22 protein-coding genes and 1 pseudogene are annotated in these 23715 nt (G+C 44.9%); 5 read left to right on the forward strand and 18 right to left on the reverse strand.

Annotated elements, in window-relative coordinates; all coding sequences use genetic code 11:
* Positions 1-3 precede the first annotated feature (3 nt).
* From H1230_RS17895 to H1230_RS17905, 3 genes are all read right to left on the reverse strand, one after another.
* A complete protein-coding gene (locus tag H1230_RS17895; protein ID WP_239711259.1) occupies positions 4-1353 on the reverse strand; it encodes an FAD-binding oxidoreductase in 1350 nt (449 codons plus the stop codon).
* Between the two features lie 141 nt (positions 1354-1494).
* Complete coding sequence (locus tag H1230_RS17900) at positions 1495-2280, reverse strand: ABC transporter ATP-binding protein (RefSeq protein WP_239711261.1); 786 nt, start codon at positions 2278-2280, stop codon at positions 1495-1497.
* Positions 2281-2289: 9 nt separating this feature from the next.
* The gene (locus H1230_RS17905) at positions 2290-3102 is read right to left on the reverse strand and encodes a creatininase family protein (protein WP_239711263.1); all 813 of its coding nucleotides are present in this window, start codon (positions 3100-3102) and stop codon (positions 2290-2292) included.
* 295 nt (positions 3103-3397) lie between these two features.
* On the opposite strand from H1230_RS17905, the pseudogene H1230_RS17910 reads away from it, so the two are divergent.
* Positions 3398-4167: pseudogene (locus tag H1230_RS17910) on the forward strand (DeoR/GlpR family DNA-binding transcription regulator).
* 364 nt (positions 4168-4531) lie between these two features.
* On the opposite strand, the gene H1230_RS17915 reads toward H1230_RS17910, so the two are convergent.
* Positions 4532-5005: a MarR family transcriptional regulator gene (locus H1230_RS17915; RefSeq protein ID WP_239711265.1), complete on the reverse strand. Its 474-nt coding sequence runs from the start codon at positions 5003-5005 to the stop codon at positions 4532-4534.
* Positions 5006-5204: 199 nt separating this feature from the next.
* On the opposite strand from H1230_RS17915, the gene H1230_RS17920 reads away from it, so the two are divergent.
* A complete protein-coding gene (locus H1230_RS17920; protein WP_239711266.1) occupies positions 5205-6014 on the forward strand; it encodes a polysaccharide deacetylase family protein in 810 nt (269 codons plus the stop codon).
* 56 nt (positions 6015-6070) lie between these two features.
* Here H1230_RS17920 and H1230_RS17925 read toward each other — a convergent pair whose 3' ends face one another.
* The 3 genes from H1230_RS17925 to H1230_RS17935 all read right to left on the reverse strand — a co-directional run bounded on the left by H1230_RS17925 (position 6071) and on the right by H1230_RS17935 (position 8685).
* Entirely contained in the window at positions 6071-7054 is a 984-nt protein-coding gene (locus H1230_RS17925; RefSeq protein WP_239711268.1) for an aldo/keto reductase, read from the reverse strand.
* A gap of 87 nt (positions 7055-7141) precedes the next feature.
* The gene (locus H1230_RS17930; RefSeq protein WP_239711270.1) at positions 7142-8095 is read right to left on the reverse strand and encodes an alkaline phosphatase family protein; all 954 of its coding nucleotides are present in this window, start codon (positions 8093-8095) and stop codon (positions 7142-7144) included.
* A 140-nt stretch (positions 8096-8235) separates the two neighbouring features.
* Complete coding sequence (locus H1230_RS17935; protein ID WP_239711272.1) at positions 8236-8685, reverse strand: RrF2 family transcriptional regulator; 450 nt, start codon at positions 8683-8685, stop codon at positions 8236-8238.
* Between the two features lie 149 nt (positions 8686-8834).
* On the opposite strand from H1230_RS17935, the gene hmpA reads away from it, so the two are divergent.
* A complete protein-coding gene (gene hmpA, locus H1230_RS17940) occupies positions 8835-10016 on the forward strand; it encodes an NO-inducible flavohemoprotein (RefSeq protein ID WP_239717395.1) in 1182 nt (393 codons plus the stop codon).
* Positions 10017-10241: 225 nt separating this feature from the next.
* On the opposite strand, the gene H1230_RS17945 is transcribed toward hmpA, so the two are convergent.
* Positions 10242-10871 carry a YfbR-like 5'-deoxynucleotidase gene (locus H1230_RS17945; protein WP_239711273.1) on the reverse strand — a complete coding sequence of 210 codons (630 nt, stop codon included), beginning with the start codon at positions 10869-10871 and terminating at the stop codon, positions 10242-10244.
* Between the two features lie 323 nt (positions 10872-11194).
* Between H1230_RS17945 and H1230_RS17950 the strand changes: the two genes are divergently transcribed.
* Both H1230_RS17950 and H1230_RS17955 read left to right on the forward strand, forming a co-directional pair.
* Complete coding sequence (locus tag H1230_RS17950; protein ID WP_239711275.1) at positions 11195-12286, forward strand: hypothetical protein; 1092 nt, start codon at positions 11195-11197, stop codon at positions 12284-12286.
* A 152-nt stretch (positions 12287-12438) separates the two neighbouring features.
* Positions 12439-12642 (forward strand): TOBE domain-containing protein, encoded by a 204-nt coding sequence (locus tag H1230_RS17955; protein WP_239711276.1) that lies wholly within the window; start codon positions 12439-12441, stop codon positions 12640-12642.
* Between the two features lie 84 nt (positions 12643-12726).
* Here H1230_RS17955 and H1230_RS17960 read toward each other — a convergent pair whose 3' ends face one another.
* From H1230_RS17960 to cysK, 10 genes are all read right to left on the reverse strand, one after another.
* Positions 12727-13902 carry an alanyl-tRNA editing protein gene (locus tag H1230_RS17960; RefSeq protein WP_239711278.1) on the reverse strand — a complete coding sequence of 392 codons (1176 nt, stop codon included), beginning with the start codon at positions 13900-13902 and terminating at the stop codon, positions 12727-12729.
* A gap of 173 nt (positions 13903-14075) precedes the next feature.
* Positions 14076-14249: a hypothetical protein gene (locus H1230_RS17965; RefSeq protein ID WP_239711281.1), complete on the reverse strand. Its 174-nt coding sequence runs from the start codon at positions 14247-14249 to the stop codon at positions 14076-14078.
* An 85-nt stretch (positions 14250-14334) separates the two neighbouring features.
* Positions 14335-15054, reverse strand: coding sequence for a YebC/PmpR family DNA-binding transcriptional regulator (locus H1230_RS17970; protein ID WP_239711282.1), 720 nt, complete (start codon positions 15052-15054; stop codon positions 14335-14337).
* Between the two features lie 151 nt (positions 15055-15205).
* Positions 15206-16321: a 5-methyltetrahydropteroyltriglutamate--homocysteine S-methyltransferase gene (locus H1230_RS17975; RefSeq protein WP_239711284.1), complete on the reverse strand. Its 1116-nt coding sequence runs from the start codon at positions 16319-16321 to the stop codon at positions 15206-15208.
* A gap of 15 nt (positions 16322-16336) precedes the next feature.
* Positions 16337-17269 (reverse strand): LysR family transcriptional regulator, encoded by a 933-nt coding sequence (locus H1230_RS17980; protein ID WP_239711286.1) that lies wholly within the window; start codon positions 17267-17269, stop codon positions 16337-16339.
* A 127-nt stretch (positions 17270-17396) separates the two neighbouring features.
* The gene (locus tag H1230_RS17985; RefSeq protein WP_239711288.1) at positions 17397-18503 is read right to left on the reverse strand and encodes a phosphodiester glycosidase family protein; all 1107 of its coding nucleotides are present in this window, start codon (positions 18501-18503) and stop codon (positions 17397-17399) included.
* Between the two features lie 341 nt (positions 18504-18844).
* Positions 18845-20329: a TPM domain-containing protein gene (locus H1230_RS17990; protein ID WP_239711290.1), complete on the reverse strand. Its 1485-nt coding sequence runs from the start codon at positions 20327-20329 to the stop codon at positions 18845-18847.
* A 404-nt stretch (positions 20330-20733) separates the two neighbouring features.
* Positions 20734-21654 (reverse strand): RCC1 domain-containing protein, encoded by a 921-nt coding sequence (locus tag H1230_RS17995; RefSeq protein ID WP_239711292.1) that lies wholly within the window; start codon positions 21652-21654, stop codon positions 20734-20736.
* A gap of 129 nt (positions 21655-21783) precedes the next feature.
* Positions 21784-22611 carry an aldo/keto reductase gene (locus H1230_RS18000; protein WP_239711294.1) on the reverse strand — a complete coding sequence of 276 codons (828 nt, stop codon included), beginning with the start codon at positions 22609-22611 and terminating at the stop codon, positions 21784-21786.
* A gap of 39 nt (positions 22612-22650) precedes the next feature.
* Positions 22651-23589 (reverse strand): cysteine synthase A, encoded by a 939-nt coding sequence (gene cysK / locus H1230_RS18005; protein WP_239711295.1) that lies wholly within the window; start codon positions 23587-23589, stop codon positions 22651-22653.
* Between the last annotated feature and the right edge of the window lie 126 nt (positions 23590-23715).

The raw sequence follows: 23715 nt of genomic DNA on the forward strand, positions 1-23715 counted from the left end.
TCATCACTCCTTTATCGTTTCCTGTACAGCGGGAATCTGCAGCTTGCCTGGATTAAGCAGTGAATGTGGGTCGTTCGCTCGCTTGGCTGCAAGCATGGCATCCATTTGTCCTCGTCCACCCATTTCGAGTCTCCAAGTATGAGGATCGTTGATTCCGACGCCAATAGATAGGAAGAACGCGATAATCTCATATAACCGCTCATGAGTCGTATAGCGGATGATAGGCAGCGCGGCTGGGACAATTACGCCCGCCGAACGCATGAATTCGAGGTGCATAAGAACTTCATCACCAAATTCAGCCTTGATCTGTCTGATTTGCCCGGGGAAATCAACCGGATGGAAGCCCGCCTGGAGATAGGTGAGCGATGGGTCTGTCTTTAGAGCCCAGAGGGTGGTATGGTTCCATGTGAAATCAGATAGACCAATGGTGGTATGATATAGATCAGAGGGGATGACATAGCCGATTCGTCCGCCTACCGCTGCGGCATGGGCTGCAAGCGCCTGCTCGGTGCCTTCCTCAGTCTCTAGTAAGCATGCGCTCGCACCTGGCTCAAGGTGCTTCACAATCGGTTTGAAGAATGAAGGTATTGGCCATTCAACGGGCGTGACCAAACGCTTTCGGATGGAGTCGTCCATGGCTACTGCATGAGAGAAACGGAAAGCCGCTTCGAAATCGTCAAATTGCACAACCGTCTGTCTCCAGGCTACCTTCGTTGAGATGGGAATCTTCAGTTCCGTCAGGATGCCGTTGGTTCCGTAATTATGAATGTATGCGACCAGATCCGGCCCACTGACAACAAGTCTTCGGGGAGTCTCCTCCATCGTGTACACGACAGCCTCGAGCACGTTTCCGTCCCACAGGTTCCCCCAGGTGATGGAGCCGATACCACCGGAGCCACCGCAGACAAAGCCGCCTACCGACGCCTTCATGAATGTACTTGGATAAATCCGCAACTCTTTGTCTTGCTCACGAAGAAGCTTCTCCAATGCCCCTAGCCGAACACCTGCCTGAACTCGGGCGTATTCGTCCGTCACTTCCTGTACGATATTTAGTCGGCTGAGATCCAGCACAATACCACCTTCCAGGGGTACCGACTGACCATAATTTCCAGTTCCCGATCCACGCGTCGTGATCGGAATTCCGTGGCGGTATGCGAATCCGAGTACTAAAGGAACCTGTTCCTCTGTCTCCGGAATGACGATAGCATCAGCTCTCTTGTCCCTGAGCAGCGGCTCTAGGACGGGAGAATACCAATAATAATCCTTCGAGAGTTTATCACGCTGATCGAAACCGAGGAGCAGCTCTTCTATCCCGACTAATTCCGTCAATTCCTGTATCCATCCAACTGTCATCAGCTGATCCTCCTCTCCACATATGTTCAAATATAAGATTTTATAGGTTTCACACGATAACTTATCCTTATATTTCTCGAAGAAGCGGGTACCCTCTATAAAAGGATGGCGAAGCCGCTTCTTCTTATATGAGTCAGTAACTCAGTGCTTCAACGCATCTGAAACGGTACGGACAATCTGCCCAAATTCCGGGGTGGTTCGGAAAGATTCGCTCCGTGGAAACGGGACAGGCACGTCAATTACTGCGGCTACCTTTCCAGGTCTAGGCGTCATGACAGCAATTCGTGTAGACAAAAATACGGCTTCGAAAACATTATGCGTGACGAACAATACGGTCATTTCCTGATCTTGGCTCCAGAGGTCGAGCAGCTCAAGCTGAAGTGTCTGCCTCGTAATCTCGTCCAGCGCTCCAAATGGTTCGTCCATTAGAAGCAGCTTAGGCTTGGATATGAGTGCTCTGGCAATTGAGGCCCTCATCTTCATTCCCCCAGACAGCTGTCTGGGCATGGATTTCATATAATCCTTCAGTCCTACTAACTCAAGTACGCGTTCCGCTTCCAACTGACGCTCTTTACGGGATACACCGCGTAACGCCAACGGAAGGGACACATTGTCAATAACGGAGCTCCAGGGCAATAACGTATGGTCCTGAAAGACAAAGGCTGTATCACTCTGCTTGCGGGCCTGCTTGGGAGTGGTTCCCATAACCTCAAGTGTTCCTCCCGTTGGTCCAGACAAGCCGGTGATCATCTTGAAGATCGTCGATTTGCCGCAGCCAGAAGGGCCGACAAAGCTGAGGAACTCGCCTTCGTTAATGGTGAGATTCACGTCCTTAACAGCGACGGTTCCGTCGGGATACACTTTGGACAATTGCCCCATTCGCACCCTTTCTTTTCTTACCGCAGTCACTTCCATATGCTGTTGCATCTCCTCTCCTTATTCCTTCAAAGATTCCATGTCGAATGCGGCAATCTCCAGCAGAGCTTCAGCCAGAAGGGGGCCCGCCTTGTTCAGCATTGCCTCTCCCCGCTCAGGGCTCGCTTTGGTTGCATCGCCGGCGATTCCGCTGAGAGAGATATCTTTCATCACCCAAGCAAAAGATTTGGAACGGAAGGAGAATGAAGTCGACTGAGGAAACCTCGGCATCTCCCGTAGAGCCAGTTCAGGGTGAACCCATTCCGGGCAGACTGCCATAACTAGGGAAGTTTCCACATCTCCCGCGTGAATGCCGCTTGCCTTCTCTTCGTCGTCTGTAAATGAATCGCTGTAATGGACCGAGCCCGGATCAAGACGATACACGGCAAGTCCAGTTGAGATACGGATCTCCCTCGCCATCATGCCGAGTAGGTCAGCGTTTCCGCCATGGGTATTGAACAGCAGCAGCTTCTTAAATCCGCTTCTGGCGACGGATGCGCCGATATCCTGAAGCACCATCATTAAAGTCTGGGCTGACAATGTTAACGTGCCTGGAAATTCTGTGTGTTCGGTACTTTTACCATAATTAATAGAAGGAATCAGCCAGATGGGGGCATCCTCGGGAAGGTGCTTGAATGTTTCCGCGATCAATGCCTCCCCCAGTAGAGTATCCGTGTAGACAGGCATATGAGGTCCATGCTGCTCAATGGCACCTACAGGAAGGACAATTAGCACATCCTCCTTCGGCATCGCTTTAATTTCCTGAGTCGTCAGTCTTGGTAGAAAATGGCGATCAAAAGCATTTCCGTTATATCTGAATACCAAAACACTCACCTCATACTTCAAATTTTATTTATGTTATATAATATAACATAGTAATGCGAAGTCATTCTCCTATTCGGCCGAAAACCGATATTTAAAGCTGCATTTAGGATTTGGAGTCACTTAAAATAACATTTGTATATCATATATATCACACAAACGAAAGCTTGCATAGCATTAATTCACACCAAACGAACATATTTAGTTAAATTTCTTACTGACAAGGGAACATCATAAAGATATAATTGTTAAAAATACCGACAAAAGTGCGATTGTACCGATGTGGGGGAGGAATCATCACATGCTCATGGGAACAAGACAACATGAAATCATGAAATTGCTTGAGCTTAAGCAACAAGTAACGATCATAGAACTTGCAGAGGTATTCAAAGTCTCGCAGATGACCATACGTCGCGATCTGGACCAATTGCAGTCCGAAGGTAGAATTCAGCGTTCCCACGGTGGGGCGGTTAAAGTTAAAAGATTCATGGGCGCTGATTACGATCAACGATCGAACGAAAATAAAGCTGAGAAGCTTGCCATTGCAAGGGAAGCCGTGAACCATATCGAGGATGGGATGAGCATTATTCTGGATGCAGGGACAACGGTCGCGGGGATGGTAGAAGAATTAGAGAAGTTTAAGGGTCTAAAAATCATTACCCGTGATTTACACACGGCTCTACTTCTCTCCAACGAAGAGAGATTTGGCAGTTTCGACGTCTACTGCACGGGGGGCGGCTAAGCAAGTGGGCTTACAGCTTAGACGGCATCTATACGGAGAAGATGCTCGCTTCTTTGACAGTGGATGTGGCATTCCTTACTTGTGAAGCTATTTCACATGCCAAGGGAGCTATGGCTTGGTCGCCCGTGCTCGTAGGTGCCAGACAGAGCGCGATGAACGCAGCAGACAAAAATATTCTGCTGGTCGATTCGACCAAGTTCAGTTATAATTCACTCGCGATCTTCGCCAGTCTTGACTCGTTCGATGAGATTATTACGGAGAGTGGACTCGATGAAGACGAAGCAGAGGTTTATAGGACTGCCGGCTTTCCACTTCGCATCGTGCCCGTCTTGTAGTCGCCCAACAGAAACTACACCCATAAGAAGACTGTAGACAAATAGGGTTTCAGAACTTGACCCTAAGTTCTGAAACCCTATAAACAAAAATGAAAGTGGATACTTGCCTAAAGAAATATTTGACCTCCAATGATAGGACCAATCATTCTTGCTAAAGCACGAATAGATCAGAGCAATGGACGACGGCCATATTTGTCACTCAAAGCTCCAAGTGCGGGGGCCGCAAAGAAACACAGAGATAAGACCGAATATTAAAGCATGTTTATCTACGGTTTGTTCCTTGTCAACAAAATAATAACAATAAAAAGGCAGTTCGTTCTCCATAGAGCCCGGCTGCCTGTGGTTTCATTTTCATTATTCAAATTTATTCCGACTTTATATCCATACCCAGTTTCTTTATTTCTGCATCCAAATGCTTATTATACTTCTCCATGAAGCTAAGCATACTGTCATATTGTTCCACGGTTACTTGCTCGAATACGGCTTTATCCCGCTCTTGAAACTCTTTGTGCAGCTCCTCATGGATTTTATAAATTACTTTCCCTTGCTCAGTAAGTCTAAAATAGATTTCTTTCTTGTTGTCCGGCTTCTGGTAACTTTCTACAAGGCCTTTTTCCATGAGCTTCTTAGTCATTTTACTTATCGCACCGCGAGTCATATAAAAGGTCTCCGCAAGTTTTGTCACATTGGAATCTACATTTCTTTCAATGTATTCGATGCAATGGACTTCAGAAGGCTTATAACCCTTAAGGCTGTCTTCCATCTTATCCTTATTAAGCCAAACCAACTTGTTAAATACGTCTCTGAAACCCATTAAGACCTGTTCTTCTTTGTTCATGGCCTTATCCTCCCACCCGTTGGTGCATTAACAATATTATATTGAATTTTTGTTTCTATTTCAACAATCTTACAAGATCGAAAGCTTAAAGTGAGCATTTACAAAGTTTAAAAAAAGGGTTGGTATTTCAGGTTTAGCGCTATATAGTACATTTATGAGCAAAACTAGTAACTCTACTCTATCTAAGAGGTGTGAAACCATGAAACTGCAATTCAACCTTTTTCCAGGCGGAATGTCCAAAGCACTCACGATGAGCTATGATGACGGACAACATTACGATATCCGACTAGCTGAGATTTTTGACAAGTATGGAATCAAAGGTACCTTCCATCTGAATAGTTCAACGCTGAATGCCCCAGGATTCTTAACGGGGAAGGAAGTAGAGCGTATTTTCAAAAATCACGAAGTGTCCGCTCATTCCGTTACCCATCCGCATTTGGAAAGACTGCCGTTGCCAATGGTTGTCGATGAACTGCTTGAAGACCGTAAACGGCTGGAGCCTTTAGTTGATTATCCAATCCGCGGGATGTCCTATCCTTTTGGAACCTATTCGCCAGCCATTATCGCTCCACTTCAATCCGCAGGGATCGAGTATAGTCGTACCGTCGCCTCTACTTATCAATTTGACCTTCCGCTCCATTTTATGGAATGGCATCCTACCTGCCATCACAGTGAGGATATTCATAATATCTGGGAACGCTTTGTGCTGCAAGGGCCCTCACAGAAACTGAACCTCTGCTATATTTGGGGCCATAGCTTTGAGTTCGAGCGGCAGAATAATTGGGAACTGATCGAAACTTTTTGTCAGAAAGCCGGGGGACACTCGAATATCTGGTATGCGACTAATATTGAGATCTATGATTACGTCACCGCGCTGCATTCCTTGAAGATTAGCGCTGACCATTCCGTGATCCGCAACAACTCGGCTATAGATGTATGGGTTTCCATTGAAGACAAACCAGTTCACATTAAAGGTGGCACCACACATTACGCTCGTCCTTCACAATAGGACAAATAGGCACAAAAAGAGTGAGCATCCATTGTAGATGCTCACTCTTTTTGTGTTTATATTCCGCCGCGGATAAATGGAGCAACCTGATTCTTGTAAAAAGCGCTCAAGCGGTCCATTTCTTCCGCTGTAAAAGTAGGTACATTCAGTGTTGCGAGGTTATCCTCTACCTGCGCTTCATTCTTAAATCCAGGAATTACACAAGTAACTGCAGGATGATCAAGTATCCAGCGCATCGAGGCTCTCGCCATATTGTCGCGTTCATCCGCAATCCACTCCAAATCTCGAGCCAGTTCCACACCTTTAACGAAGGGTAGTCCGGCAAAGGTCTCTCCCACATTGAATTGTTCACCATTTGCGTTAAAGTTTCGATGATCGTTGGCCTGAAACGTGCTGTTTTCCTTGAATTTACCTGTCAATAATCCGCTGGCCAGAGGTAGACGAACGAGTATGCCCACCCCATTAGCCTGTGCCTGAGGCAACAGCACCTCCGCTGGTTGTTGACGGAAAAGGTTGAAGATTACTTGGAGCGCCTTCACCCCTGGAGACTTCATGCATAACAAGCCTTCTTCTATCGTCTCCACACTTACGCCGTAATGGCGGATCTTGCCTTCCTGCTTTAATTTATCCAGCACGGTGAAGATGCTTCCATCCCGCATTATCTCTATAGGTGGGCAGTGAATTTGATACAGATCAATTCGTTCTCTTTGTAAGCGTTTCAAACTTTGTTCGCAATATTCCCTTACCTTTTGCTCTGTATAGTTCTTAGGATCATGAATGTCGCCGAAACGGCAAAATTTAGTGGCAATATGTATGCTGTCCGCTTTACCTTTAGTAGCTTTGGCAAGCAGTTCCTCAGCATGACCAGAGCCGTATACATCCGCAGTATCAAAGAAATTGACACCCTGCTCCATAGCAAGAGCAAGCCCTTTTAATCCGTCCTCATCCCGACTAGTTCCCCAATCACCACCAATGGCCCATGTGCCAAAGCTGACTTCACTTACCTTTAACTCGGTATTGCCCAATTGACGATAGTTCATGTTTCGTATCCTCCTAAATTAGATTTAGCTATTAGTAGTGTAAGCCAGATACTGAGATTCAGCAATCCGGAGAGGAAATTCGTGAAATCACTTCCAAACTGAAGTAATTGCCTTTGCTTCTGAACTATGACCCAAGGGGCTCAAGTGGTATAGATCTTCAATAGTTCGCAGTACACGGTAATGTGTGATCTTGTCGGAATAGGTTCCTGGCTTAATCATTTGCCCTACAAATATTACAGGGATTCTGTTTTCTTTGGTGAAATCGTCTTCGTCCCAGGTGACAATCAGCAAACTGTTATGTTCTTGCGCCCAAGCAGCGTAACCACCCAAATATTTTTTCAGCCATGTATCTGCTTCTTCAATGGTTCCATCATGCATATCATCCTTTACATTCGGAATTACAAAAGAAACGGTTGGCAGTTTGGAAAAATCCTTGGGGAAATCCGTCAACGGACGATTCCACGTTGTTGGAACATTACTAAACTGAGCCCACGGGTTATGCTTTCTTGCGTAGACGTTGGTTGAGCAGCCTGTATAGCCGGTCTTCGGCAGGTTCTCCGAGTATCCGGTGAATGTGAGCCCTGCTTTTTTCAGTTCGCTAGCCAGATTCCCCCCGGAAAAAGGACCTTTGCAGGAATCGTCGGTTACATTCTGAGTGGAACCCGAGAATAAAGCCAAGTAATTCGGCTGACTGGGATGTGTCACTGCATAAGCTTTGGTAAATAAAGCTCCTTGCTTGATCAGGGACTGCATATAGGGAGCTTTGGAGCTTCCAACAATTTTCTTATAGGAATGATTCTCCTCAACCACGACCACGATATGATCCACAGTCTTGACGGGTAATCCTTTTGCCACCTGAACGAAAGTGTTGGATGTATAGTTGGACGTCAGTAAGGGCATGAGCGTAAGATCCTGCACATTTTGAATAGGCGATGGATTCTCTAACAACTCTGCTTGCTTCAAAGCTAGAACGGAATGGCCGCTGAAAAGGACCAAAAATGATAAGAGTACGCCTAACAGTAACTTTCTACTTGTTGTCAATAACCTCTACCCCCTTGTGGTTTCGTTGTAACATCTAGATGTATTAACTATATCGGTAAGAAATTAAGATATAGTTAAACGTCATGATTAAGGAGAAAGGGGATGCTAATTATCAATTGGATACAGCCCGAAGTGATATGTTAGTTGTCGATACGCTGCGGCTGTAGAATCGCCTGCAACTCATTTTTATTCAACAATAAATCTTGCAGCGTATATTCACTAAGTACATTTAAATAAGCATGTAGTGCTCTGGCAAGAACCCCTTTTAGTCCACATACTTGAGAGATCGGACAGCTGTTGGTAGCAGGATTGAAGCATTCGACGAGGTGAAAATCATCTTCCATCCGGCGTATGACCTCCCCGATATTAATCTCTTCAGGTGCATGTGCCAGCCGGATGCCACCTCCCCGTCCCCTAACCGTTTCGATGAACCCGGCTCTGCCGAGTTCATGGGAAACTTTCATCAAATGATTCTTGGAGATATGATACGCCTCTGATATATCCTGTATAGTTGACAGTTCACTTCGCTCTTTTGCCCCGAGATAAAGTAGAATTCGCAAGGAAAAGTCGGTGTACATGGTAAGTCTCATTTCTTCTCTCCACCTATGGCTTTAGTATGTGATCTATATTACATAAAAGAATGTATTATTTGTCTATTTCGTTAAAGTGGTATTTTAAATATATCTTTTAGGTGAAGATAAGTATATATTAAATTATAGTAATGAAAGGAGTGGTTTATATATTATCCCAAGAAAAACGAGATATCGTCAAATCAACCGCACCTGTCTTAGCGGAGCATGGCACAACTATTACAAAAGTGTTCTACCAGAATTTGTTTAACGCTCATCCAGAACTACTCAATATATTTAATCATGCCAACCAGGCACAAGGCCGCCAGCAAGCCGCACTAGCGAATGCAATATACGCAGCGGCTGTCCATATTGATAACCTAGAGAACATTTTACCTGCAGTTGTCCAGATCGCAAATAAGCATGTCAGCCTGGGGATCAAGCCGGAGCATTACCCGATCGTCGGCGAATTTTTACTGAAAGCGATCAAGGAAGTGTTAGGTGATGCTGCAACAGATGAAATTCTTAATGCATGGGAAGAAGCCTACGGCGTTATTGCCGATGCCTTTATCGGCGTCGAAGCAAATATGTACAAAGAAGCGCGGGAACAAGAAAATGGCTGGAACTTCTTCAAACCATTTACCGTTGTATTGAAGAAACAGGAAAGTGACATTATTACCTCATTCTACTTGAAACCGGCAGATGGGTCCAACGTACCAGATTTCAAACCTGGTCAATACATTTCCCTTCGCGTTTCAATTCCAGGTGAGCAATATACAATGATTCGCCAGTACAGCCTGTCACAGGCAACAAGATCGGACGAATTCCGGATCTCCGTGAAACGCGAAGCCGACAATGATCCGAATGGCGTCGTCTCTGTGTTTCTTCATAAGCAGATCCATGAGGGAGACACTGTTGAAGTGAGCGCCCCTGCCGGTGAATTTTTGCTTGATGTAACAAAAACAACACCAGTAGCCTTTATCTCAGCTGGTGTCGGAATCACGCCCATGATGAGCATGCTCGAAACAGTAGCGACCACAACGCCGGACCGGCCAACTGTTTTCCTACACGCTGCGCGGAATGAAGCGCTCGCCGCTTTTCGTGATGATGTTGAAAAGCATGCTGCGAACATGAATAATGCGAAGTACAAAACATTCTATTCGAGTGAACCTAATGGCATTATCACACGTGAAGTGCTGGAAACCTATGTCGATACCACCGGTGATGCCTATGTATGCGGACCCGTTTCTTTTATGGAAGCTATGATTCGCGAATTGCGAACCCTGGGAATGACTGAAGGGCAAATTCACTATGAGTTCTTCGGTCCAGCCATGCAATTAGATAACAACTAATTTTCACAAGACAAGGAACATTATTCATAATAGCAACCAAGAAGAAACGGGTATCGTCCTATATATGGACGATACCCGTTTCTTCGAGAAATATAAGGATAAGTAGTCGTGTGAAAATTCTAATATTTTCATCAAGACGACTTTCAATTCAGTAACGAATCGAAGATCGTCTTTTTGGGGTTGCCAAGATTTCTCCCCTAATACACGGATCAACCTGGCTATTCCCTATAGAGCAAGAGCTTCTTCAGTTATGCGTTTAATATCAATCGAAGAAATCGTTTCTTCATTTACCATATCCGGTAAAACCTGTTCCAGGAAATACTCCACACATTTTAAATCGATATTCTTTATTTTTATTAAAGCATTACGGTACATGACCACAAATTCTTTTTCGGTGTTTCCTCTCTGCAGCTCGGCAAATGCCTCGTAGACCTGATCCATTTTATCGGCGACTTCCAGAATCAGACCTTCCACAGACTCATCTTTTCCTTCACGCAATTGATTGTAAAAGATACTTTTGAACTCTTCGGGAATATGCTCTTCGATGAAATGATTCACCATCCCTTCCTCAACCTGCTGAATCAGCAAACGCAGCTGCATGGAAGAGTGTTTAACCGGAGTCTTAATGTCTCCAATAAAAATCTCACCGTAATCATGACTACTTGTAATTTCATAAAGCTTCTTCCAATCTATAATTGCACCATTTTTCTCTTCGATATCCGCCAATGTCTTTGCATATTGTACTACTTTCCACGAGTGGGCTGCCACGCTATGCTCTTCGAACTTGAACTTTCCCGGACAGCGTATGATTCTTTCCAATTCGTTCAGAGACCGGAAGTACTTGTGGATTCCCATTATGTCAGCCATCCTTTAGCATTCATAGTTTGTTCCACTCTAGTATATAGGCCCTCTGTAAAGCGTGGATTAACTGTTTGTATGGGATTTATCAATCGCAAAGGGGGAAGATTTGAACTCGCACGAGTTGGTAATCCATCGATATGAATCAGATCCATTATCCCTACTGGAATTCCGAACAAGAGAATCTTGTACTTTAGTGATGATACAGTGCAACTTGTCTTCACAGCAGTTCTCCGAATCTCATTCTTTTATACACTTGGATCCCATTCTGCTATGATGAGAATAGAGGCTGTATTACTCAATTCCAGGAGGGACAAAGTATGATTTTTGAAGCTCTTCCGTTTCCCCTGCTCACCCCTGATCCAGGTCAAATAATAGCGATGCAAGCTCTTAAAGGGAGCGAACATTCTTCCGTTTCATTGATTGCTTTGAATAAAAAAGGAGACCTGTGGAAGCTTGATCTGCATTTGGGACGTGCTGTTAAACTCCTGCATGTTGATATTCCCGATTTAAATACCGGACATCCTGTGCAGATTATCGTCTCTCAGGATGAATGTTTTGTTGGAGTCTCTAATATATTCGGCCAGCATGCCGCTCTGTTTGACTTGCATCTGCTTAAAAAGATTATGAATCTTTCGCGTGACAACTATCATTATCAGACCTGCACGTTTCCACTGGCTTTCGCTGATTATAAAGGCCGAACTTTGCTAATCCATGGGACCGAGTGGAATCGCCTAGATCTGCTTGATATACGATCTGGAACACAGATTACAACACGTCAGACTCCCTTATATGATGCATCTAGTGGACGTAGTGAACATTACCTGGACTATTTCTTTGGTAAACTCCATGTATCCAAGGGAAACGAATGGATTGTAAACACGGGTTGGATCTGGCATCCTTATGGTGAACTCCGTTCGTGGAACCTTCCGGCTTGGGTCATGAACAGCTGGGAATCAGAAGATGGTTCTACTGTCCAAACTCCTTTGGATCCTCAGGAGGACTGGGATCAACCAGTAGTTTGGATCAACGAGCACACGATAGCCGTATGGGGAAGACGAGAAATCGGAATGTTAGAGGAGGAAGAATATACGACAGACAATCTTTCGTTCATGCTTGTATTCATCGATGTACAGACGGGAGAGCGACTAAAGGTTTTTACCCAGATGCCAAGTTATAGCACGAAGTCTTCCATGGAAGAGGTCTTTTCTCATCCGCAGGGGAAAATGGCAGCTGTTGGGGAAATGATCATTCTATGGGACCCGGAAAGCGGTCTGAGTATTTGGAATATGGATACTGGTATTATGGAAACCTCTGAAAAAACAGTTTGCCCTGATTTTTTTCACAGTCATTCGGAATTATTTTTAGAAATTGATGAAACAGGACGTTTTTGGGGCCGCCGCTTGATATAAAAGAGATATATCCTGATTTTTTTTATTATACTTGTCTGTTTATGATATGTTTAGTATTATTCAAGTATATTTAGAGTGTGAATTCATGTTGTACATCCAGAATTGCGACATAGATGCTTATATTAAGATCAGGAGAAAAGGATGGATGAGAGATGAAGATCAGTGCCAGAAATCAGTTCGAAGGTAAGGTTATTTCCATTGAAGAGGGACAGGTTAATGCGAAGGTTGTTGTGGAAACTGCTGGTCAGACGTTAACCTCTATTATTTCTATGGAGGCATTACGCGATTTGGAGTTGAAAGAAGGCTCTAGCGTTACTGCTGTAATTAAGGCCTCTTCCGTTCTATTAATGGCGTAGCTAAGTAAAGACTAATCTTGATGTAAATGAAGATGGACCTGATCACCGGGAATGAACCGGGTCAGGTCCTTTTTCCTGAATGAATTAGGTTGTGATACTTATATCTTTTATATTTTCATAAAATGCCAAGGTTTCCTCCCAAGTCGGGAATGCGGCCTGAGCTATTTTATCACTGCCTCCACCTTTTCCATTAAACGCACCCAAATGTGCTTTGAAGAGCGCTCCACAGGAAAACTCAGTGCTGCCGTTATGTGCCAATACCAGCTTATTCTCTGCAGCCGTTGCTAACAGCACGAGGAAATCACTTGCTGCAACCAGCGAAGTGGCCAAGCTTTGCAGATCTTTAAGTGACTTATCCTCGAATACATGCGCAATGATATTTCCATCAGGGTTGGCTAACAGCTCAAGCGTTATATAATGTTCATTCTTTTCTTTAAGAGATGTTAGTTCGATTTGCAGTGCTTTCTGTTCATTCTCCCACTTCTCAATCCGGTCGATAATCTCATCTTTACCCGTGTTGAATTTGGTGGACAGCACACTCAAAATCCTCAGGCTTTCATTAAATTCTTCCAGAGCGCGTGTTCCACATTTAAAATATAACCGGGTATTCCCCTTTTGCTTTTCTGTCTTCAGCAGCTTGATTATGCCAATTTCGCCTGTTGAGGACACATGGGTCCCTCCGCAAGCATTGTATTCCACCTCTTTGATTTCGACGATCCGAATATTCTCCGTCACCTTTGGTTGTTTAACAAGTGGTAGCGAAGCCAATTCTTCACCAGTAACCAAATAACTGACGATGCTGTGGTTCCGGTAAATCTGTCGGTTCACTTCATTTTCAATGGCTGACTGCTGCTCTGGAGCAAGCTCTGGCAGCTCAATATCGATCGTGCAATAATCAATACCTAAATGAAAGCTAACAGTCATGGCCTGCATAAGATCACGGCATACTGCCGAGAGCAGATGCTGGCCGCTATGCTGCTGCATGTGATCAAATCTTCTATTCCAGTCCAGCTGGCAATCTACTGTAGTCTCGTCGGGCAGACGAGCTAGCTTATGTAATACCTCATTTCCTTCAGTGATTACGTCGAGCACCTGATTGCCCTGAATATATCCTGTGTCACACGGTTGTCCACCCCCGCCCGGATAAAAAGCGGACTCACTCAGGATGACATAAACTCCATCTTCCCTTTCAATCATACTACTGATCTCTGTCTTCCATTCACGTAGATAAGCGGAATTGTAATAGAGCTTGTTAGTCATGTTCATTTCCCTTCTGTTCCATCACGATATACATTATTTTGTAAGTATCGTATCCCATATTTGCTTGAGTATCAATAATTGATGCTCGAAAAAGGCCGCTACGGAGCGAAAACGAGCCAGTCTCCGGATTATTGGAGACTGGCTCGTTTTTTAGCTGTTACAGTTTTGAATCTTTACTGATAAGAGTGTTCATTTTCCTGATATTTCTCGTCACTTCTAATCATGTCTTTACGCAAGTCTTTCTTCTTCTGACCCATTTGCTGGGCCTGCTGACTGGTAACGGGTTCCTTCTCAAGATCCTTGACCGTATTAATTAAATTCTTATCCGGCTGTGGTGTATGCTCCAACTCGTACATTCCTCCTTAGTGAATAGCGATCTTTCACGTTATTGTGGCTATGCATTGAGCAGATTATACATTCTTTCATGAAACGTTATTCTTCGGAATCCACATTGTGGTAAACCTGCTGCACATCTTCTAAATCTTCTAGAGCATCTATTAATTTTGCAAATTGAGCTTGGGTGTCCTCTGGAATCGTTATGTAATTCTGTGCAAGCATAGTAAGTTCAGCCACGGTAAAATCATTTATACCTGCATTCTTGAATACTTCCTGCACAGCGTGAAACTGATCGGGTTCAGCGTAAACGATGACTGTGTCATCCTCTTCCAGAACGTCGCGTACATCTACCTCAGCTTCAAACAACAACTCAATGACTTCATCTGAGGTTTTACCCACTAGACCAATAACTGCTGTAGGCTCAAACATATAGGATACCGACCCATTCACACCCATATTTCCACCATTCTTTCCAAAAGCAGAGCGAACTGTGGAGGCGGTCCGGTTGACATTGTTGGTCAGTGCATCTACGATAAGCATTGCGCCGCTAGGCCCAAAACCTTCATATCGAAGCTCTTCAAAGCTCTCTTCTCCATTGCCTCGTGCCTTCTCCAGTGCGCGATCAATGATCGCTTTAGGAACATTGTAGGTTTTGGCACGCTCCAGCACAACCTTCAAAGCACGATTCGCCTCGGGATCAGGCTCGCCCTTCTTTGCCGTTACATAAATTTCAACACCAAACTTGGCATATACACTACTTGTTTTGGCATCTTGAGATGCTTTCTTTTCTTTAATATTATTCCACTTACGACCCATAATGTTCCGCTCACTTTCGCATTAGATATAAACAATCGTTAGTAATTATAACCTTGTTCAAGTTCTCGCGTCTAGAAGCACACCGTATCTATTTTCAAGCTGAACCACAAAAAAAGATCACTCCTGATACTTAGGAGCAATCCATTTTGTGTTAAATCCATATCTCGTTAGCGGTTTCAATAATCAAGCGAATCTTATCCCACTGTTCTTCCTCGGTCAGCATGTTCCCTTCCTCCGTAGAAGCAAACCCGCATTGCGGGCTCAAACATAGCTTCTCGATGTCTACATACTGTGCCGCTTCTTCAATACGCATCGTAAGCAATTCTTTACTTTCGAGACCGCCATGCTTGGTGGTTACCAGTCCTAGTACGACGAACTGATCCCTAATGAACCGTAAGGGTTCAAAGTCTCCAGAGCGCTCATTATCGTATTCCAGGAAAAAAGCATCCACTTTAGCATTGGAGAACAACTCCTCAGCAATGGGTTCATAACCACCGGTAGCAAACCAGGTTGAACGAAAATTCCCCCGGCAAACATGCAGCGCAATCGTCATATCTTGAGGACGTTCGGCAATACTCTCATTAATTAAACGGACATAATCCTTAGCAAGCTGATCCGGATCAATTCCTCTGCTGCGAAGATGGGCGCGATGCCTACCACTGCACAAGCTTCCCCAGGTTGTATCATCTAGCTGAAGATAGCGGCAGCCTACCGCATACAAAGCTTGAATTGCTGCACGGTAAACGGCAATAATATCCTGATAAAGAGTCTCCTGATCTGGATATACCTCATTACCGTTATAGTCCTCCACAAAGTGAAACAGGGCTGGGGAGGGAATTGTCATTTTCGGCGTTCGATCACCAGCCAACCTCAACAGGTCCGTAAATTGTCTAAGCATCGGATGATTGTCAAAAGAAATTTTGTCGACAATACGAAAGGTTTCTGCACGCTGATTGACTTCCGTCCGACCGCCTACAGGGTTCAAGTTAATCTTCTGCGTACCTTTAATACCCAGAAAAAAGTCGAGATGCCACCAGGAACGGCGGAATTCACCATCGGTTACCCCCTGCAGGCCGAGTTCTTTTTCGATCTCCAGAAGATTGGTAATTTCAACGGTCTCCAGATCATATAATTGTCGGGCTGTAATTTCACCGTGATCATATTGCATACGGGCTGCCTTAATTTTGTCTGTGCGGAGGAAACTACCGACGATGTCGTAGCGAAAGGGTGGAGCACTTCTTCGGGTTCCAAGGACTGGACTAATCATACGTTCCTCCTGCCGTTATAGTAAGAAATGATTTAAATCGAAACTGTTCCGAGAAACCAGGTCATTCAAAATCTCTACATAGGCAGAGGCAATCTCACTCGGTCTCCGGTCTTTAAGGGCGATCCAACCAACTGTAAATACTTCTGTGCTGTCAAAAGGAATCGTCTTCAGGTCATCCCCATTTAAGTCGGATACCAAAATACCAGTACCTATCGTGTAACTATCCGTACCCATCAATAAATTGGTCAGGGTCGCTCGGTCATTGACTTTGATGTTCTTCTCAATTTGCACAAAGCTAAGCATCTCTTCCGAAAAGTGTAAAGAGTTGTTCTCTCCCTGTTCGAAGGTGACATAGGCATAAGGAAGAATATCATAAATGGAAAGGCTCTCTCGATGCGCTAGAGGATGCCCACTTCTTATGTACACATGCGGATTGGTAATGAACAATGGTGTGAATTTAAGATTGCCATCGCTAAAAAGCTTGTTCATCAGCTTATAGTTACTCTCGTTGAGATACAGAACTCCCAGATCGCTGCGCAGAGTTCGCACGTCTTCAATGATCTCATAAGTCTGCGTTTCTCTAAGACCGAAATTAAATTCGGACAAATCACGTTGCTTCATCAGCTTAACAAAAGCATCGGTCACAAAGGCATAGTGCTGAGTGGACACGGAAAAATAGATCGGACTGCGTTTTTTTCCAGTATAACGGTTCTCCATCAAATCGGTCTGCTCAATAATCTGGCGGGCATAACCCAGAAACTCCATTCCCTCAACAGAAATGCTGATTCCTCTGTTCGTCCGCTCAAATATCGTAATTCCAAATTCATTCTCAAGCTCTTTAATGGCATTGGACAGACTCGGTTGAGAAACAAAGAGCCTCTTTGCCGCCTCGTTCATGGAGCCGCTACTGGCAATTTCGATAGCGTAGCGGAGCTGCTGCAATGTCAATCCCATTCCCCCTCTTCCAAACCTGCTGTTCCAGCGTAAGTGGACACCAGTTCATACTTGGAGAATATCGTAGCATAGAATCACTTTTCATTCCAAGCAAATCAATCAGACTTGTTGAATAGTTGGCTTACTTCTTCCCTGCGTCAATGTTTGCAGGATCGAGACCTTCCCATATATTGGGGATATCGACCTGTTCAGGATGCTCAAATACCAAAAATGCTGTAGGCAGATACCGTTCACCGTATTGTGAAGAAGGTTTGTTAATAATTGTATTGTCTTTAACAAGCACGGTGGAAGAACCCCCGTCTAAATTTGCGGCAATCACAGCTCCATGTTTAAGCATTATTTGCTGCACATCATACAGGTTTGCGCCAATGCTGTAGCCAGGTTGTCTTCCATCAATAACAACAAATAGGATGGCTCCATCCGCACGTTGGCCCATAGCCGTCCTTGGAGCAATTCCCCAGCCTTCGGCTGCATTTTTAATCAGTCCTTTACCGTTAACGATGATCCGTGGCTGAAAAGAAACGGCCTCTTGTATTCCCAACTTGCTAAGCTCTTCGAGAGTGTAGTTGCCAGCAAGCATTTTCCCTTGTTTGTCAATGCCTACAATCTGCGTGGAGTGATCTCCGCTCAGTCCATTGTAGTATAGCTTTCCTTGGGAAATAACGACTCCAATGGGCTTAAAGCCGTTACCTTTCCAATTGGGATCAGCAAACCCGCCGCCGTTGACCCCGGCAATGGCACCTGTCCGCTCGACCATACTGGATACTTTTTCTCCGGCCCCCTGTTTGTTTGGGATCCCGAGTCGAACCTTCGTCGGATCATTAACGGTCATCACGAACCCTTTATACCCACTGCCGGAGATATTCTCGATTTCAACAAGCGGCTTCGCTTGTTCCTCAGGAGTAACTTTTATGGAGTGGGTATCTTTTTCGTCACCCATATGTGCAAAGCGAGTATTATACTCCGTGACTCTACTCTTCAATTCCGCTTCACCGATAATATATTTAGCCAAATAGCGATGCTGGGTCGTAATCAATGTATCAGCAATGATATAACGAAAACTTTGAGCTGAAGGTGAAAAATACAACCAGCCAGCTGCTGCAAATAGCAGGATTATGAAGAACAAAAATATTCGTGATAATGTGCGAAAGAATCCCCTTTTCTTGCGCTTGCGATTTGGTTTCTTCTTGCGTACAGTGGCACGCTGGGGTAATGATGGAGAGTTCATTTCTTTGGTTCCTCCCTGAATCTTACCGTCAAATTAAAAAGAGTATAACTCTATCTTTTTTATAATAGTCGAAAAACAGAAATGAAAGGTATCATTTTATTCAACTCTACAACTTGGGGAAACGAGATATTTGATCTGCACCATTACAGCTAAGAACGTTAAGGCTATCGTGAAAAGGCTCACCACGAATGCTAAGGTAGTGGGACCGTATTTTTTTATATTAGTGGACGAGGGCAATATGGCAATCGCTTGCTGAGATGCTATTAACACAATAAGGAGGCACTCCATAAGTCATAAATGGCTTTGGGGTACCTCCTTGTTATTAAGCGGTTCAGCAAAGTCTAATGTCTTCCCGCGCCACCACCACTGCTGGCGCTGCCGCCTCCGCCTTTGGAAGAAGAACCTCCACCGCTGCTGCCACCGGAATAACTGCTGCCGCCGGAGGAGCCAGAAGAGCCAGAGGAATGTCGACCTGCTCCACCTCCGCTGCTTGAGCCACCGCCGCCTTCGTTATCATCATGTGAGGAATGTCGGCCTGCTCCACCGCCATTTGTGGAACCGCCACCTCCACTATTCCCGAAGAAGCTATTCTGCGCTGGAGGCGCTGATTGCCTGTGATGATGGCGATTATACCACCGGCTGCCGTAGCCGTAATCTGCTTGACCCTGCCAATTCCCATAACGCCGGATACTGCGACTACTATATGGATTAAGCGGAATTCCGTACAATCCCAAGTATCTGTTGCGACGTGAAGCAGTGATTCCTGCGATTACAAAGATCATAACTAAACCAACAATTATAGCTACACCAATGATAACTGCAGGCATATTGGTTTCAGTGTCACTTTTTGTTGAACCCGATGCACCAATCGCTTGAGAAGAATTCCTTGTATTCACCGAAGTTCCTAGTGGTTGATCCGCCCGAGATAGAAAGAAATTATAAAAGGCATTGGCGGTAGCGGTTGCGCCCGTTCCATAGTCTTTGTTCACAAAAGGTGCTTCGAGGTTGGCATCTAGAATAGTGCTGATATTCTCATTGGTCAGCATTGTATCGATAACCTTACCTTGCAGTACATGGTAGTTGTCTCCACCAATGTCTAACACCAGCATTACATCCTTCGGGCCAGCACCGATTGAAGCAAACTTCTTATAAGTATAGTCCTGCAGGTTTATTTTCCCGGTATTCTTCACCGTAACTACATAAATACCATTTCCGGTTGTAGCCATATAGCGGTTGCTTGCTTCATTCAGATAATCCTTGGTAACTTTTTTGAATACGCCAGCGTTATCAGAGACATAGTTCTTGGCACTGACCTGTTCTGCCCAGGTTCCGCCCAGGCTCTGAATAAATGCTCCGTAGGCTTTACGGGCTCCAGTGCTATAGGCTTTAACTGCGAAATCCGGTTCGAGTGACTGGGATAGAATGCCCGAGATTTTATCGTTGCTTAAGGATGTCTCCAGCCCTTTGCCTTGAACCGCCCAGTAGTCATCATCTTTTATGGAGAGTAATAGCAGCAGACCGTTATTTTTCTCGGCAGAGCCAATTCCCCAGCTATTAAACAGCGAAGTAGCGTACTCCTCGATCGGTGTGCCTCCAGTAGAATCGACTGTGACCAAGACAATCTGTGCTCCGGAGTCCTTGTGCAATCGGACACCATAGTTCACCAGATAATTCTCTGTCTTCTGGTCTATTACATTTGCGAAATCGTTAAGATAGAAGGAGTCCGAAGGACTCGGAACAGCGTCGCTGGCTAAACTGAATGAAGGTAGAAGCAATACTACTAACATTAGAGTAATCAAAGTGATTTTCAGAGTTTTAAAATTCATTAGTACCTCCTAAGCTTTCTAAGAACCTATCTTCTTTATCGGTTACGTGTGGCTGGCAGAATAGTTCCAATTTATAAGGCAGTCAATTCTTCTTCTAGTAAAATTAGATGCATGCTGATAGACAGAATTTTTGATGGTCACCAACTTTGCAATCACCCGTATATTCTGCCAAATACATAAAAAGACTGTAAAACACTTGGCTATTATTACAAAATATAAGCCATGCGATCGAAATCGTCGCATGGCTTTCAATATATGTATTATTAAGGCTCAATACAAAATCAGCAATTGACCGTTTGTGAATGAAGCCGCTACGGGCTAGATGGTTCTTTCGATCGCTGTTAGAGCTCGATTTCCTGAATGTAAAGGGATTATAGGTGGAAATCGGGCTTTAAAGGCGACTACTACCGTTTCTCCAGAATCCCGCCGCCCCTAATTGCCGGCAGTTGGATGTCGCGCCAGCTGCTTACATCGCATTGGCCATATTCATTATCACCTACAGCAACCACTGTGCCGTCCGATTTAAGGCCGAGAGTGTGAGCGCAACCCGCCGCTACTGCCACCATATCGCGCCAGTCACTTACATTGCATTGGCCATGCTCATTCCAACCTACAGCTACCACCGTACCGTCCGCTTTAAGCCCGATGGTATGATTACTACCCGCCGCTACCGCCACCATATCGTTCCAGCCACTTACATTGCATTGGTCACGCTTATTCCAACCTACAGCCGCCACCGTGCCGTCCGCTTTAAGCCCGACGGTATGCAGGTAACCCGCTGCTACCATCACTATATCGCGCCAACTGCTCACATTGCATTGGCCATACCGATTATTACCCACAGCCGCCACTGTTCCGTCCGCTTTAAGCCCTACGGTATGCCAGTCACCCGCTGTTACAGCCACCATATCATTCCAGCCGCTTACATTGCATTGGCCTTCATTGTTTCGACCCACAGCTACCACCATGCCATCCGCTTTTAGCCCGACGGTACGACGCCAACCCGCCGAGACCGCCACTATATCGCACCAGCCACTTACGTCACATTGGTCATGCTTATTCCAACCCACAGCGACTACCGTGCCATCCGTTTTAAGCCCGATGGTATGAGCATTACCCGTGTTCGTCGCCATATGAACATTACCAGCCGCTACCGCTACAATACCGTGCCAGCTGCTTACATTACATTGGCCATATTTATTATCACCCACTGCCGTCACCGTCCCGTCAGATTTAAGACCAACGGTATGACGACGACCCGCCGTTAGGGGTTCTTTAGACCACCTTTTCACAAGTCCTTCCTCCTCGTATTCTTTTCTTTCCATCCGCTTATATTTGATTCGCAGTGGCAAAAGATTCTTATAATTTAAATAGAAACCAGCTAATGCATAACAAGCACCAGCTGGTTTCTATGAATTGAGTTTAACATATATTCCGCATGCGTCTTCAGCGCCTTAGAAATTAAAAGTATCCGGATTCGAACCAAACCGATGGTTTTGATTCAAGGCGTCAATGCTGGCAATCTCTTGAGCTGACAACTCAAAATCAAATACATCCGCATTTTGAATGATGCGTTGCTCATTAGTTGATTTGGGAATGGTTACAATGCCATTTTGCAAATCCCAGCGAATAATGACCTGTGCCAATGATTTATTATGCTTTAGGGCAATTGCTTTGATCACTTCATTATCAAGCAAATGTCCTTGAGCGAGTGGCGCCCAGGCTTCGATCTGTATGCCTTGCTTGATTGAATATTCACGCAGTTCTACTTGACTGAGCAGCGGATGCAATTCCACTTGGTTAACCATCGGTTTAACGCTCGCATCGGCCAGCAGGTCTTCAATATGATGAATTTGGAAATTGGATATCCCTATAGCACGAACTTTGCCCGCGCTGTATAATTTCTCAAGCGCTCTCCAAGTATCTTTATATTTGCCTTTTACCGGCCAATGGACCAGATACAGATCAACATAGTCCAGACCCAGCTTGTTTATACTTTTATCAAATGCAGCAAGTGTAGACTCATAACCTTGGTCGGAATTCCATACTTTGGTTGTGATAAATAGCTCATCCCGCGCAACGCCAGATTCCTGTATAGCTTGTCCTACACCCTCTTCATTCGCATAAAGAGCTGCTGTATCGATACTTCTATAACCAGCTTTAATTGCTGCTTTGACCGAATCGATAACTTCTTGACCTTCCTTCACTTTATATACGCCTAGTCCTAACCAAGGCATCTGTACTCCATTAGCTAATGTAGTTGTTGATTGTAAATGTTCCATCCTAATCTCGCCATCCTCTTCATGAATTTGTTGTCAAATCTAATCGTTAAAATTGAATAGGGGTGTGGACAAATAACGCTCGCCTGTGTCAGGAAGGATCACTACAATAGTCTTCCCTTTGTTCTCCGGACGTTTGGCGATTTGACCAGCGGTATAGACTGCAGCTCCGGAAGAAATGCCAACGAGCAACCCTTCCGTCTTAGCGAGCGCCCGAGCAACAATATAAGCATCTTCATTGCGAACCTGGAATATTTCATCTACATAATCTCTATTGAAATTGTCCGGTATAAAATTAGCACCAATCCCTTGAATCCGATGTCCACCTGGCTGGCCTCCAGAAAGCACTGGGGAATCAAATGGCTCAATGGCGACGATATGTACGGAAGGGTTTCTTTCCTTCAAGACCTGTCCCACGCCTGAAATTGTTCCTCCCGTACCCACGCCTGCGATAAAAATATCGACGATGCCATCCGTATCCCGCCAAATCTCTTCTGCTGTGGTAGTGCGATGAATTCCCGGATTCGCCGGATTACTGAATTGCTGCGGTATGAAGGAATTCGGCGTGGCGGCTGCCAATTCCTCCGCACGCGCTACAGCGCCGCTCATCCCTTCAGCCCCTGAGGTTAAGATGAGCTTAGCACCTAGGGCCAGCATTAATTTGCGGCGTTCAATGCTGAAAGTGTCCGGCAGAACAATAATCAGTTCATACCCAAGACTGGCCGCAGCAAAAGCAAGCCCGATCCCGGTATTCCCGCTTGTCGGCTCGATAATCACGGAATCTTTATTGATGAGTCCCTTCTCTTCAGCATCCTTAAGCATCCCATAACCGATTCGATCCTTTACACTGCCTGCCGGATTGAAATATTCCAGCTTTGCCAGCACTCTAGCTTCGAAGTTTTGAGTTTTGCTATATTTTGAAATCTCCAACAAGGGTGTATTGCCTATCAACTCTGTTAAACTTTGATAAATATTCGCCACAATGTTCTACACCTCATTTCTTTAATTCCCATCTGTTTACTTAGTATAACATGAAGAAACGGCTTTGCTGTCCTTAAAATATGGACGGCACCCGTTTCTTCGAGAAATCTAAGGTTGCTCAAGCTT

The organism is Paenibacillus sp. 19GGS1-52, from assembly GCF_022369515.1.
In the GTDB taxonomy this organism is placed as follows: domain Bacteria; phylum Bacillota; class Bacilli; order Paenibacillales; family Paenibacillaceae; genus Paenibacillus_AQ.

What these genes read in the sequence shown, in the direction of transcription:
- H1230_RS17895 (WP_239711259.1), bottom strand. Translation starts at nt 1,353, where the DNA reads ATGACAGTTGGATGGATACAGGAATTGACGGAATTAGTCGGGATAGAA.
- H1230_RS17900 (WP_239711261.1), bottom strand. Translation starts at nt 2,280, where the DNA reads ATGCAACAGCATATGGAAGTGACTGCGGTAAGAAAAGAAAGGGTGCGA.
- H1230_RS17915 (WP_239711265.1), bottom strand. Translation starts at nt 5,005, where the DNA reads ATGAACAAAGAAGAACAGGTCTTAATGGGTTTCAGAGACGTATTTAAC.
- H1230_RS17920 (WP_239711266.1), top strand. Translation starts at nt 5,205, where the DNA reads ATGAAACTGCAATTCAACCTTTTTCCAGGCGGAATGTCCAAAGCACTC.
- H1230_RS17925 (WP_239711268.1), bottom strand. Translation starts at nt 7,054, where the DNA reads ATGAACTATCGTCAATTGGGCAATACCGAGTTAAAGGTAAGTGAAGTC.
- H1230_RS17935 (WP_239711272.1), bottom strand. Translation starts at nt 8,685, where the DNA reads ATGAGACTTACCATGTACACCGACTTTTCCTTGCGAATTCTACTTTAT.
- H1230_RS17945 (WP_239711273.1), bottom strand. Translation starts at nt 10,871, where the DNA reads ATGGGAATCCACAAGTACTTCCGGTCTCTGAACGAATTGGAAAGAATC.
- H1230_RS17950 (WP_239711275.1), top strand. Translation starts at nt 11,195, where the DNA reads ATGATTTTTGAAGCTCTTCCGTTTCCCCTGCTCACCCCTGATCCAGGT.
- H1230_RS17955 (WP_239711276.1), top strand. Translation starts at nt 12,439, where the DNA reads ATGAAGATCAGTGCCAGAAATCAGTTCGAAGGTAAGGTTATTTCCATT.
- H1230_RS17960 (WP_239711278.1), bottom strand. Translation starts at nt 13,902, where the DNA reads ATGACTAACAAGCTCTATTACAATTCCGCTTATCTACGTGAATGGAAG.
- H1230_RS17970 (WP_239711282.1), bottom strand. Translation starts at nt 15,054, where the DNA reads ATGGGTCGTAAGTGGAATAATATTAAAGAAAAGAAAGCATCTCAAGAT.
- H1230_RS17975 (WP_239711284.1), bottom strand. Translation starts at nt 16,321, where the DNA reads ATGATTAGTCCAGTCCTTGGAACCCGAAGAAGTGCTCCACCCTTTCGC.
- H1230_RS17985 (WP_239711288.1), bottom strand. Translation starts at nt 18,503, where the DNA reads ATGAACTCTCCATCATTACCCCAGCGTGCCACTGTACGCAAGAAGAAA.
- H1230_RS17990 (WP_239711290.1), bottom strand. Translation starts at nt 20,329, where the DNA reads ATGAATTTTAAAACTCTGAAAATCACTTTGATTACTCTAATGTTAGTA.
- H1230_RS17995 (WP_239711292.1), bottom strand. Translation starts at nt 21,654, where the DNA reads ATGGAAAGAAAAGAATACGAGGAGGAAGGACTTGTGAAAAGGTGGTCT.
- H1230_RS18000 (WP_239711294.1), bottom strand. Translation starts at nt 22,611, where the DNA reads ATGGAACATTTACAATCAACAACTACATTAGCTAATGGAGTACAGATG.